14 protein-coding genes (1 of these 14 running past the window's edge) are annotated in these 17,011 nt (G+C 61.7%); 4 read left to right on the top strand and 10 right to left on the bottom strand.

Translation table 11 applies throughout. The annotated features are described in order from the left end of the window. Window positions 1-668: 668 nt before the first annotated feature. Both VZP09_RS23485 and VZP09_RS23490 read right to left on the bottom strand, forming a co-directional pair. The gene (locus tag VZP09_RS23485; RefSeq protein ID WP_004152190.1) at window positions 669-1,526 is read right to left on the bottom strand and encodes a MurR/RpiR family transcriptional regulator; all 858 of its coding nucleotides are present in this window, start codon (window positions 1,524-1,526) and stop codon (window positions 669-671) included. Window positions 1,527-1,677: 151 nt separating this feature from the next. After that, a complete protein-coding gene (locus tag VZP09_RS23490; RefSeq protein WP_015959319.1) occupies window positions 1,678-3,591 on the bottom strand; it encodes a bifunctional 5-dehydro-2-deoxygluconokinase/5-dehydro-2-deoxyphosphogluconate aldolase in 1,914 nt (637 codons plus the stop codon). Window positions 3,592-4,096: 505 nt separating this feature from the next. Between VZP09_RS23490 and iolD the strand changes: the two genes are divergently transcribed. The 4 genes from iolD (at window position 4,097) to iolE (ending at window position 8,946) form a co-directional block, all read left to right on the top strand. Further along, window positions 4,097-6,037, top strand: a complete 1,941-nt coding sequence (gene iolD, locus VZP09_RS23495) for a 3D-(3,5/4)-trihydroxycyclohexane-1,2-dione acylhydrolase (decyclizing) (protein ID WP_040089724.1) — start codon at window positions 4,097-4,099, stop codon at window positions 6,035-6,037. A 46-nt stretch (window positions 6,038-6,083) separates the two neighbouring features. After that, window positions 6,084-7,097: a Gfo/Idh/MocA family protein gene (locus VZP09_RS23500; protein WP_004186740.1), complete on the top strand. Its 1,014-nt coding sequence runs from the start codon at window positions 6,084-6,086 to the stop codon at window positions 7,095-7,097. A 41-nt stretch (window positions 7,098-7,138) separates the two neighbouring features. Continuing rightward, window positions 7,139-8,023: a sugar phosphate isomerase/epimerase family protein gene (locus tag VZP09_RS23505; RefSeq protein WP_021314296.1), complete on the top strand. Its 885-nt coding sequence runs from the start codon at window positions 7,139-7,141 to the stop codon at window positions 8,021-8,023. Window positions 8,024-8,046: 23 nt separating this feature from the next. Further along, a complete protein-coding gene (gene iolE, locus VZP09_RS23510; protein ID WP_021314295.1) occupies window positions 8,047-8,946 on the top strand; it encodes a myo-inosose-2 dehydratase in 900 nt (299 codons plus the stop codon). A 143-nt stretch (window positions 8,947-9,089) separates the two neighbouring features. Here iolE and VZP09_RS23515 read toward each other — a convergent pair whose 3' ends face one another. The 8 genes from VZP09_RS23515 to VZP09_RS23550 form a co-directional block, all read right to left on the bottom strand. Then, window positions 9,090-10,400, bottom strand: a complete 1,311-nt coding sequence (locus tag VZP09_RS23515) for an ABC transporter substrate-binding protein (RefSeq protein ID WP_004186743.1) — start codon at window positions 10,398-10,400, stop codon at window positions 9,090-9,092. After that, a complete protein-coding gene (locus VZP09_RS23520) occupies window positions 10,393-11,466 on the bottom strand; it encodes an ABC transporter ATP-binding protein (protein WP_328795434.1) in 1,074 nt (357 codons plus the stop codon). The genes VZP09_RS23515 and VZP09_RS23520 overlap by 8 nt, the downstream gene beginning before the upstream one ends. A gap of 5 nt (window positions 11,467-11,471) precedes the next feature. Further along, window positions 11,472-12,296, bottom strand: a complete 825-nt coding sequence (locus tag VZP09_RS23525; protein WP_004192335.1) for a phosphodiesterase — start codon at window positions 12,294-12,296, stop codon at window positions 11,472-11,474. A 10-nt stretch (window positions 12,297-12,306) separates the two neighbouring features. Further along, window positions 12,307-13,194, bottom strand: coding sequence for a carbohydrate ABC transporter permease (locus tag VZP09_RS23530; RefSeq protein WP_019724873.1), 888 nt, complete (start codon window positions 13,192-13,194; stop codon window positions 12,307-12,309). Further along, window positions 13,184-14,068, bottom strand: coding sequence for a carbohydrate ABC transporter permease (locus tag VZP09_RS23535; protein WP_181403161.1), 885 nt, complete (start codon window positions 14,066-14,068; stop codon window positions 13,184-13,186). The genes VZP09_RS23530 and VZP09_RS23535 overlap by 11 nt, the downstream gene beginning before the upstream one ends. 130 nt (window positions 14,069-14,198) lie before the next feature. Next, the gene (gene ahr, locus VZP09_RS23540; protein WP_004178400.1) at window positions 14,199-15,218 is read right to left on the bottom strand and encodes an NADPH-dependent aldehyde reductase Ahr; all 1,020 of its coding nucleotides are present in this window, start codon (window positions 15,216-15,218) and stop codon (window positions 14,199-14,201) included. 111 nt (window positions 15,219-15,329) lie between these two features. Next, window positions 15,330-16,799 carry a SulP family inorganic anion transporter gene (locus VZP09_RS23545; protein ID WP_019724875.1) on the bottom strand — a complete coding sequence of 490 codons (1,470 nt, stop codon included), beginning with the start codon at window positions 16,797-16,799 and terminating at the stop codon, window positions 15,330-15,332. Beyond that, window positions 16,796-17,011, bottom strand: the final stretch of a protein-coding gene (locus tag VZP09_RS23550) for a carbonic anhydrase (protein ID WP_328795435.1). Its footprint extends 465 nt past the window's final position; the window shows 216 of its 681 coding nt (coding positions 466-681); its start codon lies beyond the right edge, outside the window; its stop codon occupies window positions 16,796-16,798. The genes VZP09_RS23545 and VZP09_RS23550 overlap by 4 nt, the downstream gene beginning before the upstream one ends.

A 17,011-nucleotide genomic window follows, 5' to 3' on the forward strand; every position in this document is an offset into this window, starting at 1 on the left:
TTATCCGGCCTACGGCATCCTCCCGTAAGCTCCTATACCCCAGGCCCGGCAAGCGCAGCGCCGCCGGGCGATGACCACAGGCACGGTGCTGCTTTTATGCCGGGCGGCGGCTCACGCCTTGCCCGGCATACGGTTCGTGCGACCTGCCGTTAATTTATTCACCATTGTTGCTGAAACTGCCGGTGNTGCGGCCTCAAAATCGCTGAGACGTTCCCGGAAGGCCGGGGCAGCCCGCATGGATGCGGGCTGAGGGCCGTGTTTTGCACGGANGCTGCCTCGGCCCGANCCGAAGCCTGCNGGGATAAGTCGAAGGGACCGCGTAGCGGCGATTTTGCTGGCCGGAGCCCGGGGGTACAGGGGGCGGCGGNCTGTGCGCTCCCTGCGCCATGCCAGGCATAACGCAGACGATTAACCGGGAGCGCAATGTGCGCTGAAATCACATGCGACAAACGCTTTACCCGGATTAATAGAGTTGCATACCAATAACATTATCTCCGGCACCCCGCAGGCCCATATACCCCAGGCCCGGCAAGCGCAGCGCCGCCGGGGAGGACANCACCGGNGCCATNCNCGNCTTTGTGCCGGATGGCGCTNCGCTTATCCGGCCTACGGCATCCTCCCGTAAGCCTATACTGCGCCGCCGAGTAACAAACGCCAGGCAGCCTATCTCACGCCTTCTGCTTGGCCTCGGACTCCTGGCTGCTGTTCAGCGCCAGCGAAACCGCCAGCGTCTGGGCCAGACACAGGGAAGCAACCTGCGAACGGAAGCCATCCACCTGCGCTTCACGCACCACAAAGCAGACATCGCTGAAGGCCGCCAGCGGGCTGACCTGGCTGTCGGTAATGGCGATCTGCCGCGCTTTGCGCTGCGCGCCCAGCTCCACCAGCTCGACCACTTCCCGGGCGTACGGCGAGAAGCTCACCGCCACCACCACATCTTTCGGGCCGACCAGACTCAGCTGCTCGGTGAACATGCCGCCGAGGCCGTCGATCAGAAAGGCTTTACGATCGAGGTGACGCAGCGCATAGGTCAGATAGGAGGCGACGCTGAACGACCGGCGCAGACCAATGACGTAAATATTTTCCGCCTCGCCCAGCAGGGCCACCGCGCGCTCCAGATCATCGCTGGAGGTCTGCATCGCCAGCTGCTGCAACGCCTGGTTGTTCACCATCGTGAACATATTGAGGATTTCCGTCGGCGTTTCCGGCGGGCTGGACTCATCGCTGGTGGTCTGGCGGAAAAGACGGGCGCGCTCGGTATAGTTGGCGGTCTCTTCCATCAAATGTTGCTTGAACATCTGTTTCATTTCGTTAAAGCCGCTGAAGCCGAAGGCGTTGGCAAAACGAATCAACGTGGAAGGGGGAACATCCGCCTGTTGCGCAATGGAGGCCACGGTATCGAAAGCCACGCTATTGCTGTTATCAAGGATATAGCGGGCGACCTGTTTCAGGCGTTTGCTTAATGTATCGTAGCGACGCCTGATTTCATCCTGCAGGATGGTCAGCTGTGTTGGGTTATTGGCCATAGAGTGCGCTCTGAGAAAATGGAAGGAATATGGCTTCCAGTGTACCAAATGAAGCGAATTTTTCATTTATTGCGACGAAATACGCGATTCATTTCACGAAGAAACAGAAAAACGCCCGCTCCGCAAGGTGACGGAGACGGGCGTCGGGGGATCAGCGGCGGGCTTCGCGCCAGTAGCCAATGAGCGTCAGGTAGTTGCGTTTCACTTCCTCTATCAGGGCCTCATCGCTGAGCTCACCCTGCATCCAGCGCCGCGACGGCTGGCCAAAGATGGTGCGCCCGACGGCGAAACCTTTGATCATCGGGTGTGCGGCCGCCTCGGCGAAACCGGCGCGCAGTTTGTCGGAAGGCGCGTCAAGCCCGAGGATCAGGATCCCGCGGCTCCACGGATCTTCACGCTCGATAAGCGCGGTGATCTGCTGCCAGCTGGCGCTGGAGAGCGGCGGCAGCTTCCACCAGTCCGGTTTGATCCCCAGCTGATAAAAGTGTTCCAGCATAGTGTGGTAATGGCGCTCGTCTTTGTCCGGGCCATTTTCCGGCAGGATCACCTCCAGCAGCAGTTCATGGCCTGACTTGTTACAGGCCTGCCAGACCTCGAGCAGCAGGGCGTCCTGCTCTGCACGCAGCGCCGCCGGGTCGTCCGGGTGATAGAAGACCAGGCATTTGACGACATGCTCCAGCGGCCAGTCGATCAGCTGCGAGCCGATGTTGCCATGCTCCAGACGCAGCGGTCGCGAGCTGGGCAGTTCGATAGGGCGGCCGATCCACCAGCCCTTGCCGGTAATGGCGTTGAGCGCACGCTGGCCGTAGGTGCCGTCGGCCAGAATGCCGCTGCGCTGATCGAGACCGGCCTCCTGCGCCGCCGCTTCGGCCGCGGCCAACAACAGCAGCTTGAGCTGCGGAATGCAGGCTTCGTCGCGCCCGGTCTCCCGCGCCAGATCGGCCAGCTGTTTGCGATGGTCAAAGGCGAAAATGCACAGCTCCGGCCACTGCTGACGGCGGCCGGTGACCCGGTGCAGGTGGTTGAGGCGCTCGTCGACGTCCGGGCGCGGCACCGATTCGGCGCGCTGCAGGTAGTCATCAAGTTCGACTTTGGTCGGCATCGCCGGCGCGCAGCCGTGGCGGGAGACTACCAGCGCCCCGCAGGCGTTGGCATAACGGCAAGCCTGCTCCCAGCCTTCGTCGTTGAGCCAGCCGCGCAGCAGACCCGACATAAAGGCATCTCCGGCGCCCAGCACGTTGAGAACCTCCACGCGCACGCCCTGCTGCAGCGGCACCTGGTCCCAGCTGTCCGGGATGTCGCCTTCCAGCACCACGCAGCCCATCGGCCCGCGCTTGCAGACGAGGGTGGCTTTGGTGGCATTGCGCACATTTTTCAGCGCGGTCAGGGTATCGGTGCTGCCCCCGGCAATATGAAACTCTTCTTCGGTTCCCACCACCAAATCGAACAGATGCAGCACTTCCTGCAGCTGGCTGGTGACCGGTCCGGACTCAATGAAACGGGTTTCGCCATCGCCGAGCGAGGTGAGCCCCCACAGCACCGGACGGTAATCGATATCCAGCGCGGTGCGCAGGCCGTGACGGCGGGCGTACTCCAGCGCCTTCAGCACCGCGGCGCGGGTGTTGGCGTGCGACAGGTGGGTGCCAGTCACCGCCAGCGCCCGGGAGGAGGCAATATACTCCTCGCTAATGTCGTCAGGCGTTAAGGCCATATCGGCGCAGTTATCGCGGTAGAAAATCAGGGGGAAGGTCTCCTGATCCTTAATCCCCAGCATCACCAGCGCGGTCAGGCGAGATTTGTCGGTAATCAGATACTCGGTATCCACCCCGGCGCGGTTGAGCGTTTCGCGCAGGAAACGGCCGTTGTGTTCATCGCCAACGCGCGCCAGCATGGCCGATTTCAGCCCCTGAATCGCGGTGCCAAAGGCCACGTTGCCGGAGGAGCCGCCCAGATATTTCGCGAAACTGGCAACGTCTTCTAGCCGCGAACCAATCTGCTGGGCATAGAGGTCGACGGCCACCCGACCTATACAGATGACGTCGAGCCGCTTTACTGCTGCATTCATAGCTAGGATTTCCTTTTTGGTGTCTGCTGCCTGGAAGGGTCGGGATCCCGACGTCGACTCCGTGAACAGCCTGAGGGTTATTGGTTACCCTTAGTTTGAGAAATAAATATTTCATTTGCAAACTCGTTCGAAATTAAAAAACCAAAAGTGTGAGGGATCTACCACTCTGCCGCACTGAGCCTCGCGCGAGCGCGGATCGCCCCCTCTGTCGACCCGGGGGAAAATGAAACGCCAAATGGCATCCATTTACCTATGATTTTTAAGGGGATATTGCCGTCTGGTGCGGCAAAAAAGGGCCCGAAAACGTGTCTGGAATGTAAGTGAAACGTATGAAATGGGTAGAGAGTTTGATCCTTCTCGCAAAATGAAATATTTCTTCTGTATTTGTATTTAATGAAAAAAATGTTTGCCTATAATCCACAGGTATTCCAGTGACGTGAACGACGGCCCCGGCGGCATCGGCGCGACGCCACACACAAATACTGAACAATAAGGATTGTGCATCATGGGCAAACTGAGACTGACAACGGCGCAGGCGCTGGTGAAGTTCCTCGATAACCAGTACCTGGAAGTGGATGGCGTAGAGCTGAAGTTCGTGAAAGGCATTTTCGCGATTTTCGGCCATGGCAACGTCCTGGGGCTGGGGCAGGCGCTGGAGCAGGACAGCGGCGATATGCGCGTCTATCAGGGGCGCAACGAGCAGGGGATGGCCCACGCGGCCACCGGTTTTGCCCGCCAGGCCCTGCGCCGGCAGATTATCGCCTGCACCTCCTCCATCGGTCCGGGAGCGGCCAACATGATCACCGCCGCCGGCACCGCCAGCGCCAACCGCATCCCACTGCTGCTGCTGCCGGGCGATGTCTTCGCCACCCGCCAGCCGGATCCGGTGCTCCAGCAGATTGAACAGAGCTACGATCTCAGCATCAGCACCAATGACGCTTTCCGCGCAGTCAGCAAATACTGGGACCGTATTACCCGGCCGGAACAGCTGATGAGCGCCTGCATCAACGCCATGCGCGTCCTGACCGACCCAGCGGAAACCGGCGCGGTAACGCTGTGCCTGCCGCAGGACGTGCAGGGCGAAGCCTGGGATTACCCGGAATCCTTCTTTGCGCACCGCGTGCACCGTCTCGACCGCCGCCCGGCCAGCGCCGCGCAGCTGGCGGACGCCGTGGCGGCCATCAAAGGCAGCCGTAAACCGCTGATCGTCTGCGGCGGCGGGGTGAAATACTCCGGCGCGGGCGAAGCGCTGTCCCGTTTCGCCGAGCGCTACGGGGTGCCTTTCGCCGAAACCCAGGCCGGGAAGGGGACGGTGGTCTCTTCTCACCCCCTGAACGTCGGCGGCGTCGGCGAGACGGGCTGCCTGGCGGCGAACCTGCTGGCGAAAGAGGCCGACCTGGTGATCGGCGTCGGCACCCGCTTCAGCGATTTTACCACCGCCTCGAAATGGATTTTCCAGCACCCGGAGGTGCGTTTCCTGAATATTAACGTCAGCAACTTCGACGCCTGGAAGCTGGACGGCATTGCCATGCTGGCGGACGCCCGGGAAGCGATGACCGCTCTCGACGCGGCGCTGGCGGACAGCGGCTGGCAGGCCGGCTGGGGCGCGCAGATCGAGAGCGTGCAGAGCCGTCAGTTAAAAGAGACCCAGCGCGTCTACCAGGCGGTGTGGCAGGAGAAATCCTTTGTGCCGGAGATCGACGATCATCTCGATCGCGAATCGGTGTATCGCGAGTTCCGCCAGATCACCGACTCCACCCTGACCCAGAGCAGCGTTCTTGGGGTACTGAATGAAACGCTGCCGGCCGAGGCGGTGATCGTCGCGGCGGCGGGCAGCCTGCCAGGCGATCTGCAGCGCGTCTGGCGCAACCGCGCGGAAAACACCTACCACGTGGAGTACGGCTACTCCTGCATGGGATACGAAGTCAACGCCGCGCTGGGCGTGAAGCTGGCGCAGCCGCAGAGCGAAGTCTACTCCCTGGTCGGCGATGGCTCGTTCATGATGCTGCACTCTGAGCTGGTCACCTCCCTGCAGGAGCGGGCGAAGATCAACGTCGTGCTGTTCGACAACATGGCCAACGGCTGCATCAACAACCTGCAGATGGAGCACGGGATGGACAGCTTCGGCACCGAGTTCCGCTACCGTCAGCCGGAAACCGGCCAGCTGCAGGGCGGCCTGGTGCCGGTGGACTTCGCCACCATCGCCGCCGGCTACGGCTGCAAAACCTGGCGCGTCACTACCCTGGACGAACTGCGCCATGCGCTGGACGCCGCCCGTCGCGAAACGGTCAGCACCCTGATTGATATTAAAGTGCTACCGAAGACCATGGTGCACAAATACGGCAGCTGGTGGAACGTTGGGGTCGCCCAGACGGCGCTCTCTGAGCGGATCCGCAAGGTGGCGCAAATGATTAATGAAAAGCGCGCCCAGGCGCGTGATTACTAAAACGAACATCCACTCTGAATCCTACAGACTTACGGAGAAAACCATTATGTCGCTCAAATTAGGTGTCATCGGCGCTGGCGCTATCGGTAAAGAACACATCCGTCGCTGCACCCAGGTTCTGCAGGGGGCCACCGTTGTGGCGGTGTCTGATATCAATGCCGACAACGCCCGCGCGGCGGTCGCGCTGCCGGGCGTGCAGGCGGAAGTCTACGCCGACGGCCACGACGTGATTAACGCCAGCGATGTCGATGCCATCCTGGTCACCTCCTGGGACCCGACCCACGAAGAATACACCCTGGCCGCCATCGCCGCCGGTAAGCCGGTGTTCTGCGAAAAACCGCTGGCGATGACCGCGGAAGGCTGCCGCCGCATCGTCGATGCCGAAATGAAGGCCGGCCGCCGTCTGGTGCAGGTTGGCTTTATGCGCCCGTACGACGAAGGCTATCTGGCGCTGAAAAAAGTGATCGACGATGGCGATATCGGCGCACCGCTGATGCTGCGCTGCGCCCACCGCAACCAGTCGGTCGGCGAGAACTACACCACCGATATGGCGATTACCAACACCCTGATCCACGAGCTGGACGTGCTGCGCTGGCTGCTGAACGATGACTACCGTTCCGTGCAGGTGCGCTTCCCGCGCTCCACCTCGCACACCCATGCGCGCCTGAAAGATCCGCAGATCGTCTCCTTTGAAACCAAAAAAGGCACNCTGATCGACGTCGAGGTGTTCGTGAACTGCCAGTACGGGTATGACATCCAGTGCGAAGTGGTCGGCGAGACCGGAATTGCCCGTCTGCCGGAGCCGTCTGCCGTCCAGATGCGCAAGTCCGCCAGCCTGTCGACCGCCATTCTGACCGACTGGAAAGACCGCTTTATCAAAGCCTACGACGTCGAGCTGCAGGCCTTTATCAACGACGTCAAAGCCGGCCAGCTGCACGGCCCGTCGGCCTGGGACGGCTACGCGGCGTCGGTGGCGGCGGATGCCTGCATTAAAGCGCAGGGAACCAGCGAGCCGGTTGAAGTGACGCTGCCTGAGTGCCCGGCATTCTACAAACGTTAAGCGCGTTTTGCTGACGGAACTTCTTTGCACAGGTAACGACGATGAAAATTGCTTTTGATGTGGATGTCATTAAGGACCTCGGGATCACCCGCATGGTCCATCAGGTAGCGGAGTGGGGCTACAAGTACATTGAACAGTCGCCGCACCCGCAGATTAACCCGTTCTACAAGCACCCGCGCGCCAGCCGGGAGATCATGGCGGAGTACAAGCAGGCGCTGCGCGATACCGGCCTTGAGCTGTCGTCGTTTATCTGCGTCTACCGCTGGTCCGGCCCGGACGAACTGCGCCGTCAGGCGGCGGTGAAAAACTGGAAACGGCTGGTGGAAATCGCGGTGGAGATGGACGTTCAGGTGATCAACACCGAGTTCTCCGGCGATCCGAATCAGCCTGAGATCTGCGATGAAATGTTCTATCGCTCAATGGAAGAGCTGTTGCCGATTTTTGAGCGGGAAGGCATCCGCGTGGAGATCCAGGCGCATCCCTGGGATTTCTGCGAAGAGAACAATGAAACCGTCGATATCGTGAAGTCGTTCCGCAGCGATAACGTGAAGTACGTCTACAGCGTGCCGCACACCTTTTTCTACGACAAAGGCGTCGGCGACGTGGCGAGCATGCTGCGCTATGCCGGGAGCGATCTCTCCCATGTCCTGATTGCGGACACCCGCAACCATACGAAACATTGCCGCTATATCGTTAACCCGCCGGGCGTGGATGCCGTGGTGCACCAGCACGTAGGCGTCGGGGAAGGGGATGTGGATTTCGACGCGCTATTCCGCACCCTGCGCGAAATGAAATTCGCCGAGCAGACCTTCAAGGTCGGCGGGGAGCCGATTGTCGCCACCTCGCTGTTTGGCTACCCGGAAAAAATGAAATACCAGGCAGTGGAAACCCGTGAACTTATTGAACGTGAATTGCTGCGCCAGTAAGGCGCAGCGGCAGGAGCCCTACTATGAACAAAGATAACGTCAAACTGGCTATCGCCCCGATCGGCTGGACTAACGATGATATGCCGGAGCTCGGCAGCGAAAACACTTTCCAGCAGATCGTCAGCGAAATGGCGCTGGCCGGCTTTACCGGCAGCGAAGTCGGCAGCAAATATCCGCGCGACCCGGCGGTCCTCAAGCCGATGCTGGACATCCGCGGCATTCAGATCTGCAACGCCTGGTTCAGTACCTTTTTCGCCAACGGCCAGCGGGAAAAAACCATTGATGAATTCGTCAATCACATGAACTTCCTTCATGCGATGGGGGCGAAAGTGATTGGCTGCTCCGAGCAGAGCGGCAGCATCCAGGGGCTGGATAAACCGATCCTCGGNGATGCGAAGCCGTGCTTCAGCGACGAAGAGTGGCAGCGGGTGACGGAAGGCTATAACACCCTCGGCCGCCTGGCGGCGGAGAAGGGGATGCAGGTCTGTCTGCACCACCACATGGGCACCGGCATTCAGACCACCGCGGAAATCGACAAATTTATGTCGCTGGTGGACGAGCGCGTCTTCCTGCTGTTCGACACCGGCCACGCCTGGTATTCCGAAGGCGGCGAAGCGCCGATGCTGGCGATCCTCAAAAAGTATCTGCCGCGCATCAACCACGTCCATCTGAAGGACGTCCGCCCGCCGGTGATCGACCAGGTGCGCCGTGACGGCCTGTCGTTCCTCGACGGCGTGAAAAAAGGCACCTTCACCGTCCCGGGCGACGGGGTGATCGATTTCCGTCCGGTGTTCAAGCTGCTGGACGACTTTGGCTATAAAGGCTGGATGGTAGTGGAAGCCGAGCAGGATCCTGCTCTGGCCAATCCTTTCGAATACGCCGTCAAAGCGCGCAAATATATTCGCGAAACGGCAGGGATCTAATCGTTGTGACATTTTCAGGCCATACCGGGTATGGCCTGCTTTTTTCCTTTCACAACCGGACTCAGGGCTTAACCACAGCGCCGGACAGTTCCCTCTCCCTCAGGGAGAGGGCCGGGGTGAGGATGACGATGACGGGTAAAGCGTCACTTCACTTCCGCCAGCGCGGTCTTATCCACATACGGTTTCATCAGCGCGTCGGCTTCCTTCTGCGCCGCCTGCACCGCCGCTTCCGGCGTCACTTTGGCATCATTGACCACCGCCGCCAGCTGGTTCTCCATCGCCTTACGCACCGCCACGGTCTCCCAGGTGGAGTACCATGGATGGGCGTACTTCAGTTGCTCAAGGGCGATCGCCGCCCGCGGATCCTGCTGCAGATAGGCCTTCATCTCCGGCGTATCGTATGACGCCTTGCGCGGCGAGAAGTAGCCGGTGAAGCGGCTCCACGCGCCGTTCACCTCGGGGCTCACCAGATAGGTCAGGAACTGATACGCCGCTTTCTTCTGCGCGTCGTTGATGCCTTTAAAGCTCACCAGGCTGGCGCCGCCGATCGGCACCGCGCGCTGCTCTTTGGCCGGCAGCATCGCCACCCCAAGCTCAAAGTCTTTGCTGTTCTCGCGCATAAAGCCCAGCGCGCCGGTGCTGAGCATCGCCATCCCGAGCTTGCCGGAGAAGAACGCGGCGCTGATCTGCTTCGAGTTCAGCACCCCGGATGGCATCACCTTGTCCTTGTAGATCAGATCCTGCCAGAAGCGCAGGGCGCCGATGGCGGTCGGCGAGTTGTAATAGACCTCGCCCGGATAGTCTTCGTTAAAGTATTTCCCGCCGTTGGCGCGCACCAGCGCCGAGAAGATCCAGCCGCCGTAGTCGTCGTTGGTCGACGGCAGCATGATCCCCCACTGGCCTGTGCTCTCGTCGGTCAGCTTTTTGGCATCGGCCAGCAGCTCGGCCCAGGTCTGCGGCGGCTGTTTGATCCCGGCCCGATCGAACATCGTCTTGTTGTAGTAGAGGATCGGCGTCGAGTTATGGAACGGGATCGCATAGGTGGTGCCCATCACCTGGGCGTTCTTATGCATCGCGGGCCAGAATTCCTTGTGCAGAAAATCGCCAGCCTTTTGATCGCCATATTTAAACAGCTCGTCCATCGGCAGGATCTCATCCTTCAGCGCCAGATCGGTGGTGAAGTTGGCGGACATGATCACCAGCGCCGGCGGCTGGCCGGCCTTCTGCGCCGATTCGGCTTTGATCTTGGTGGTGTCGTAGTTGCCGGTGAAGATGCCGCGCACTTCGACATCCTGCTGCGAGTCGTTGAATTGCTTAATGACGCGGGTCATCTCCATGGTCAGCTTGCCGTCCACCGGCGCCGGGAACATGAAGTCTATTTTCTCTTTTGCCAGCGCCGCGCCGCTCAGGGCAAGGCTGAGGCCAACCGCGACTAGCGTAAAAGGTTTAAACATGATTACACTCCATCAACAAATTATGCTGGGTCTCAGCATGAAAAAGATGCACATCGGCAGATGAGAAGCCGACCAGTAGCGACTCGCCTTTCTCCGGCACCGTGCCGCGGTGGCGGCGGCTAAAGCGCAGGGTGCCGATCGGGGTGCTGACGTGGAGCAGGTAATCGGCCCCCATCAGTTCTCGTTGCAGAACGGTGGCCGGCAGGCGCAGATGGCCCTCCTCCACGCGGTCGGTAATATGTTCCGGGCGAACGCCCAGCCAGACGCGGGTCTGATCCCGGTGGCGCGGCGGCAGTGGATGGCGTTGTTCGCCAAGCTGAACGTTGCCGTCAACGCAGGGGAGCGATAGCAGGTTCATCGCCGGCGAACCGATAAATCCGGCCACGAACAGATTGGCCGGGTTGGCATACAGATATTCTGGCCGTCCTACCTGCTGCACGTGGCCGCCGTTCATCACCACGATGCGGTCGGCCATCGACATCGCCTCGGTCTGATCGTGGGTCACATAGATGGTGCTGGTTTTCAGCTGCTGGTGGAGCGCCATAATGCTGTCGCGCACTTCGCTGCGCAGGCGGGCGTCGAGGTTGGAGAGCGGCTCGTCCATCAGGAACAGCCGCGGATTGCGCACAATCGCCCGGGCCATCGCCACCCGCTGGCGCTGGCCGCCGGAGAGCTTCGCCGGTTTGCGGTCAAGCAGCGCCTCCAACTGCAGCATCTGCGCCACTTTATCCACCCGCGGCTGCCAGCTGCTTTTCTCTTCCTTGCGCACCTTCATGCCGAAGGTGATGTTGTCGCGCACCGACAGATGCGGAAACAGGGCATAGTTCTGGAAGATCATCGCGAAGTTGCGCTCGCGCGGCGTGGNGGCGGTGATGTTCTCATCATGCAGCCAGATTTGGCCTTCGCTGACCGGTTCCAGCCCGGCGAGCAGGCGTAGCAGGGTGCTTTTCCCGCAGCCCGACGGGCCGACCAGCACCACGAATTCACCTTCGTGAATATCCAGCGACAGGGCGCTGAGCGCCGGTTTGCCGTCGAAACGTTTACTGATGTTTTGCAGACTGAGCATGGCGGTTAGCGCTCTTCCGTTGGGCAACTGATGTTTTCGTCGTACAGCCACGGCCCGGCGTAGTGGGCCAGCGAGTGCTGGTAGCTCACCCACTGCTCGCCGACCTGACGGTGCATCAGGCACGAGGCCGGAGAGAGGTCGTAATAGGGCCGGGTGTCTTCGTGGCAGTACGGCACCTGATGAACGGTGCCGGGAATGGTGGAGATCAGCGCCTGGCGATACTGGGTCATGGTCAGGCTGTGGTTATGGCCGCAGAAGATGCGCGTCAGCGACGGGAAACGCTCCACCAGCGCCAGCAGACGGTGGCCGTTTTCGCAGGCGATAGGGTCCATCTGCGCATTGCCCAGCGGCAGCGGCGGGTGGTGCATAAAGATGGTCGCCGGTTTGTCGCCGCCCTCGAACAGCTGCGCTTCCAGCCAGCCGATGGTCTCGTCGGTCAGCCAGCCTTTTGACGTGCCGGCGCGACTGGAATCGATAAACAGCAGGCGGGTGGCGAAGTCATCCACCGCATAGCGCATATTTTGCGGATCGTTGCCCAGCTGCGGGCACAGCGGGTGAAGATGCTCCAGAAAATGGGCTTTGTCGTCGTGGTTGCCGGGGATCAGATACAGCGGATAGTTCAGGCTGCCGAGGATCTGGCGGGCCACCTGATACTCCTCCGGGCGGCCGCAGTTGACGATATCCCCGCTCACCACCACCGCGTCCGGGCGCTCGCGCAGCGCGTTAAGCTGGGAGACCACGTCGGCGTTGGCGGCATTGACGTCGATAAAGCCGTACAGCTTCTCGCCGCGGCTGCGGAAATGGGTATCGGAAATGTGCGCTAACAGCATGAATCACTCCTTATTTGATCCCGGAGAAGCCGAAGCTCCGCAGGAACTGTTTCTGAAAAAGGATGAACGCCAGCATCAGCGGCAGGCAGACCATCAGCGTCCCGGCGCCGATGGTGCCCCACTGGCCGCCGGATTCGGCGCCCATGGCGAAGGAGACCAGCCCGACGGTCAGCACCTGCTTATCGGGATCGTTGAGCATCATCAGCGGCCACAGGTACTCGTTCCAGTGGTAGGTAATGCTGACGGTGGCGAAGGCCAGCACCGACGGCCAGGACATTGGCAGCAGCACGCGGAACAGCACCTGCCACCAGCGGCAGCCCTCCATCAGCGCCGCCTCCTCCAGCTCTTTCGGGATGGCGAGGAACGCCTGACGCATCAGGAACACGCCGAACGCCGAGGTGAAGTAGGGCATCATCACCCCGGTGAGGGTGTTGAGCAGGCCGAAGGTTTTCAGGGTCAGCATGTTCGGCACCATCATCACTACCGGCATGATCATCAGCTGCACCAGGAACAGGAGAAACAGCGTCTGCTTGCCGCGAAACTCGTGGCAGGCGAAGACGTACCCGGCGGTGGTGATGGTCAACAGCTGCACGAAGAAGGTGCCGAAGGTGAAGATAAGGGTGTTGGCGTACAGGCTCAGCCAGTCGGCGCTGTTCCAGGCGTCGCGGAAGTTATCGAGGGTCAGCGGCAGGCGCGGCAGCAGCGACGCCATATCGTCGCCGAAGGTGGTGGCGCTGAACGAGGTGGCCAGCATCCAGATAAACGGGCTGACCCATAGCAGCGCCAGGCAGCACATTAATACTGTGAGCGTAAAGGGCGACGAGCGGCGCAGGCGCAGCCACAGCGGACGGGCGGCGGCGGGCGTGCGGACCAGCAGCGGCGAGATGTCAGCGCTCATAGTGGGCTCCTTTCTCCAGCAGTTTCAGGTTAATCAGCGAGAAGGCGAACAGCCCGGCCAGGGTCAGGAAGGTGGCGGCGGAGGCTTTACCGAGGTCGTGGGTATCCCAGGCGAGATTCTGGATGTAATAGAGCAGCACGGTGGTGGCGTTGTCCGGCCCGCCGCGGGTCATCACCGCCACGTGGTCGATCTGGGTGATGGAGTAGATCAGCGCGGTGGTGATCACAAAGCTCAGGGTCGGGCGCAGCAGCGGTAGCGTGACCTTAAAAAAGACCTGCGTGCGGGTAGCCCCCTCCATCAGCGCCGCTTCCCGCGTCGAGGCCGGAATGCTCTGCAGCCCGGCGAGGAAAAACAGCATGTAGTAGCCGGCGAACTTCCACACGCCGATCAGCGCCAGGGCCAGCAGCGCGCTGTTGCTGCGCCCCAGCCAGTTGTTGTTCATCGGCCCGAACAGCTTTGCCAGATAGTGGTCGAGCAGGCCGAGGCCGGGCATAAAGATAAACAGCCACAGCGCGGCGGCGCTGACCATCGGGATAATCATCGGGAAGAAAAAGGCGGTGCGCAGCCAGCGGTTGACGCGATGGTTCTCGCTCAGGGCGACCGCCAGCAGCAGGGCGAGGGTCACCCCGGGCACCACCGTCAGCAGGATATAGAGCAGATTATTGACCAGCGACTGCCAGAAAACGCCGTCGGCAAACAGGCGGGTGAAGTTATCCAGCCCGACGTACTGTGCGCCGTCGCTGGCCATGCGGGTATCAAACAGGCTGTCATACACCGAACGCCCCAGCGGGAACCAGGTAAACAGCAGTAAAAACAGCAGGGAAGGCGACAGGATCAGCCAGGGAAGCCAGGTCTTTCTCATGGTGACGCGCATCTCGTTCAGCCATTTATCGAAGCCCGGATTGTGGGAAGCAATGACTACAGAGGCATGGCGGGGAGATGACGGTTTGATGAAGCGACGGGGAAAACGCCGGGCGAGCGGGCCGCCCGGCGGGAGAGAACCATCAGAAGTCGGCTTTCAGCACCGCGCGGTAACGGGCTTTGCCTTCGCGAACATGCTTCAGCGCTTCGTTAATCTGCGACATCGGGAACAGCTCGGTGGTCGGAGCCACTTTGCTGCGCCCGGCAAACTTCATCAGCGTGCGCAACTCGGACGGATTACCGGTCGCCGAGCCGGAGATGCTGCGGTCGCCGCCGATCAGGGTAAAGGCCGGCACCGGGAACGGCTTCATCACCGCGCCGACGGTGTGGAAGTTGCCGCCGTAAGCCAGGGCTTCGAAGTACGGCTGCCAGTCGAGGTCCACCGCCACGGTGTTGATGATCAGGTCGAACTGACCGGCCAGCGCTTTTAAGGCTTCCGGATCGCGGCTGTTGACCACGCGATCGGCGCCCATCGCCAGCACTTCCTGCTCTTTCGCCGGGTTGGAACTGAAGGCGGTCACTTCCGCGCCCATCGCCCGCAGCAGCTTAATGGCGATATGGCCGAGGCCGCCGATGCCGATCACCCCGACGCGGCTGGTGGCGGTGACGTGGTGGGTCAGCAGCGGTTTAAAGACGGTGATGCCGCCGCACAGCATCGGGCCGGCGGACGCCAGATCGATGCTCTCCGGCAGGGGGATCACCCACTGCCAGTCGGCGCGCAGCTTATTGGCGAAGCCGCCGCGGTTGAGAATGGTCGGCACCGAGCCTTCCAGACAGTTGATCTGGTTGCCGCTGATGCAGGCGTCGCAATGGCCGCAGCTGCGCGCCGTCCAGCCGATGCCGACCTTCTGGCCAATCTTCAGCCCTTTATCCTGCGCCGCGCTGCCCAGCGCCGCCACCCGGCCAATCACCTCGTGACCGGCCACCAGCGGGTAGCTCGACATCCCCCATTCGTTGTCGATCATCGACAGGTCCGAATGGCAGATCCCGCAGTATTCCACCTCAACTTCGACATCTTCCGGCTGCAGCTCGCCGGCATCGTATTCCCACAGCGACAGATCGGCGCCCGCTTCTTTGGCGGCGTAGCTTTTAATGATGCTCATGTTCATTTCCTTGGGGTTGGCGTGATAACCCAGAAAGTGTAGAGCATGGTATTCCCCGGCGCTTGGCAATCGGAGGGGTCGCGAAGCGGGCGGACCAGCCGCCCGTTAAGGTCAGCGGCTGGCCAGCGGCCACTGATTAAGGCGGATGCCGCGCTGCGGGGCGTTCTCGGCAAAATCATCCAGCACCGCCCGCACGTCCGGGTCGAGATAGCCGACGCTGTCGTGCTCGACGATCACCACGCTCTTTTCCGGAATCTTCGCCAGCAGGGCCAGCAGATGCGGATTGTGCATAAAGGTCAGATTCTGCTGGATGCGCAGCACGTAGTGGTCATCGTAGCGCGCCAGCTGCAGCGAGTGGCGATGGCTGCGCCAGAGGCTGAACGCCATCTGGGTGGCAAGACCAATCCCGATCCCCGCCAGCATGCCGAAGGCGATAATCCCGCCGATGGTGGCGAGGAACGGAACGTACTGCGCCGCCCCCTGGCGGAACTGCTCGATGAACAGCCGCGGGGTCGCCAGCTTATAGCCGGTATACAGCAGCACGGCGGCGAGGCTGGCGAGCGGGATTAAGGTTAGCAGACCGCTAAACCACAGGCCGCAGATCAGCAGCAGCACGCCGTGGATAAAGATCGACAGTTTACTTTGCGCGCCATTGCTGACGTTCACCGAGCTGCGGACGATCACCGCGGTGATCGGCATCGCCCCCAGCACGCCGGAGAGCAGGTTGCCGACGCCCTGGGCGACCATTTCGCGGTTCGGCGAAGGCGGCGGATTTTGCGGGCGCAGCTTTTTCAGCGCCTCCTGGCTCAGCAGGGTTTCGAGGCTGGCGACCAGCGCCAGGGTTACCGCCACCACCCACACCGACGGATTGCGCCACGCGTTCCACGCCGGAGATTCCAGCTCGCCCAGCAGGTCGCCGAGGCTGCCGAACGCCGGCAGGGTAATACGCGGCAGAGCGGCCAGCTGCTGCGGCGCAAAATGGGTCAGCAGCAGGGTGGTCACGCAGCCGAGCAGGACGGCGATCAGCGGCCCGGGGATCCAGCGCAGGCTCTTCACCCGGCGGATAAGCGGCGAGCCCCACAGCCAGAGCACGAGCAGGCCGCCCGCGGCGACGGCAATCGCAGTGACGGAGAAAGCGGCGTTGCCCTGAACCACTTCGGTAAGTCCGGTCTCTTCCGCCGTGCCGAGCGCAACGGGGATCTGCTGCATAATCAGCAGGATGCCGATCGCCGCCAGCATGCCTTTGATGACGCTGGCGGGAACGAGGGAGATAAAGCGCCCGGCGCGCAGGATCCCGAACAGCAGCTGCAGCACGCCGGCCAGCACCAGCGCCATCAGGAAGAGGGAGAAGGAACCCAGGGATTCAATGGCGGCGACGACGATGGTGACCAGTCCGGCGGCGGGGCCGCTGACGGCGAAGCGGGAGGGGCTGAGGGCGGTGACGACCAGGCCGCCGATGATGCCGGTCAGCAGGCCGACGAAGGGCGGTAAGCCGCTGGCCTGGGCGATGCCGAGGCACAGCGGCAGGGCGACAAGGAAGACGACGATGCCGGCGAGAGAGTCCTGACGAAACGTATTCATGGGGCGTGCTCCTGCGGTGAGAGGTGTTCGACGAGGGTGGTTAAGTGGCCGGAAGCCAGGTCGTAGACGCAGCCGTGCAGGCTGAGGGGCCGCCCGCTGGCGAGCACCGTTTGCACCGGCTCACTCTCCAGCAGACGGGCGAACTGGGCGCGAACGTTGGCTTCCACCAGGGCATCAAGGGCACGGCGAGAGGGCTCCGCGTCGGAACTGGC

The sequence above is a fragment of the Klebsiella sp. EMBS2024 genome, from assembly GCF_036233805.1.
Lineage (GTDB): Bacteria > Pseudomonadota > Gammaproteobacteria > Enterobacterales > Enterobacteriaceae > Klebsiella > Klebsiella pneumoniae.

Coding starts and splice junctions, on each gene's coding strand:
- VZP09_RS23490 (WP_015959319.1), bottom strand. CDS start 3,591: ATGAATGCAGCAGTAAAGCGGCTCGACGTCATCTGTATAGGTCGGGTG.
- VZP09_RS23485 (WP_004152190.1), bottom strand. CDS start 1,526: ATGGCCAATAACCCAACACAGCTGACCATCCTGCAGGATGAAATCAGG.
- VZP09_RS23530 (WP_019724873.1), bottom strand. CDS start 13,194: ATGAGCGCTGACATCTCGCCGCTGCTGGTCCGCACGCCCGCCGCCGCC.
- VZP09_RS23525 (WP_004192335.1), bottom strand. CDS start 12,296: ATGCTGTTAGCGCACATTTCCGATACCCATTTCCGCAGCCGCGGCGAG.
- VZP09_RS23505 (WP_021314296.1), top strand. CDS start 7,139: ATGAAAATTGCTTTTGATGTGGATGTCATTAAGGACCTCGGGATCACC.
- VZP09_RS23535 (WP_181403161.1), bottom strand. CDS start 14,068: ATGCGCGTCACCATGAGAAAGACCTGGCTTCCCTGGCTGATCCTGTCG.
- ahr (WP_004178400.1), bottom strand. CDS start 15,218: ATGAGCATCATTAAAAGCTACGCCGCCAAAGAAGCGGGCGCCGATCTG.
- VZP09_RS23515 (WP_004186743.1), bottom strand. CDS start 10,400: ATGTTTAAACCTTTTACGCTAGTCGCGGTTGGCCTCAGCCTTGCCCTG.
- iolD (WP_040089724.1), top strand. CDS start 4,097: ATGGGCAAACTGAGACTGACAACGGCGCAGGCGCTGGTGAAGTTCCTC.
- VZP09_RS23545 (WP_019724875.1), bottom strand. CDS start 16,799: ATGAATACGTTTCGTCAGGACTCTCTCGCCGGCATCGTCGTCTTCCTT.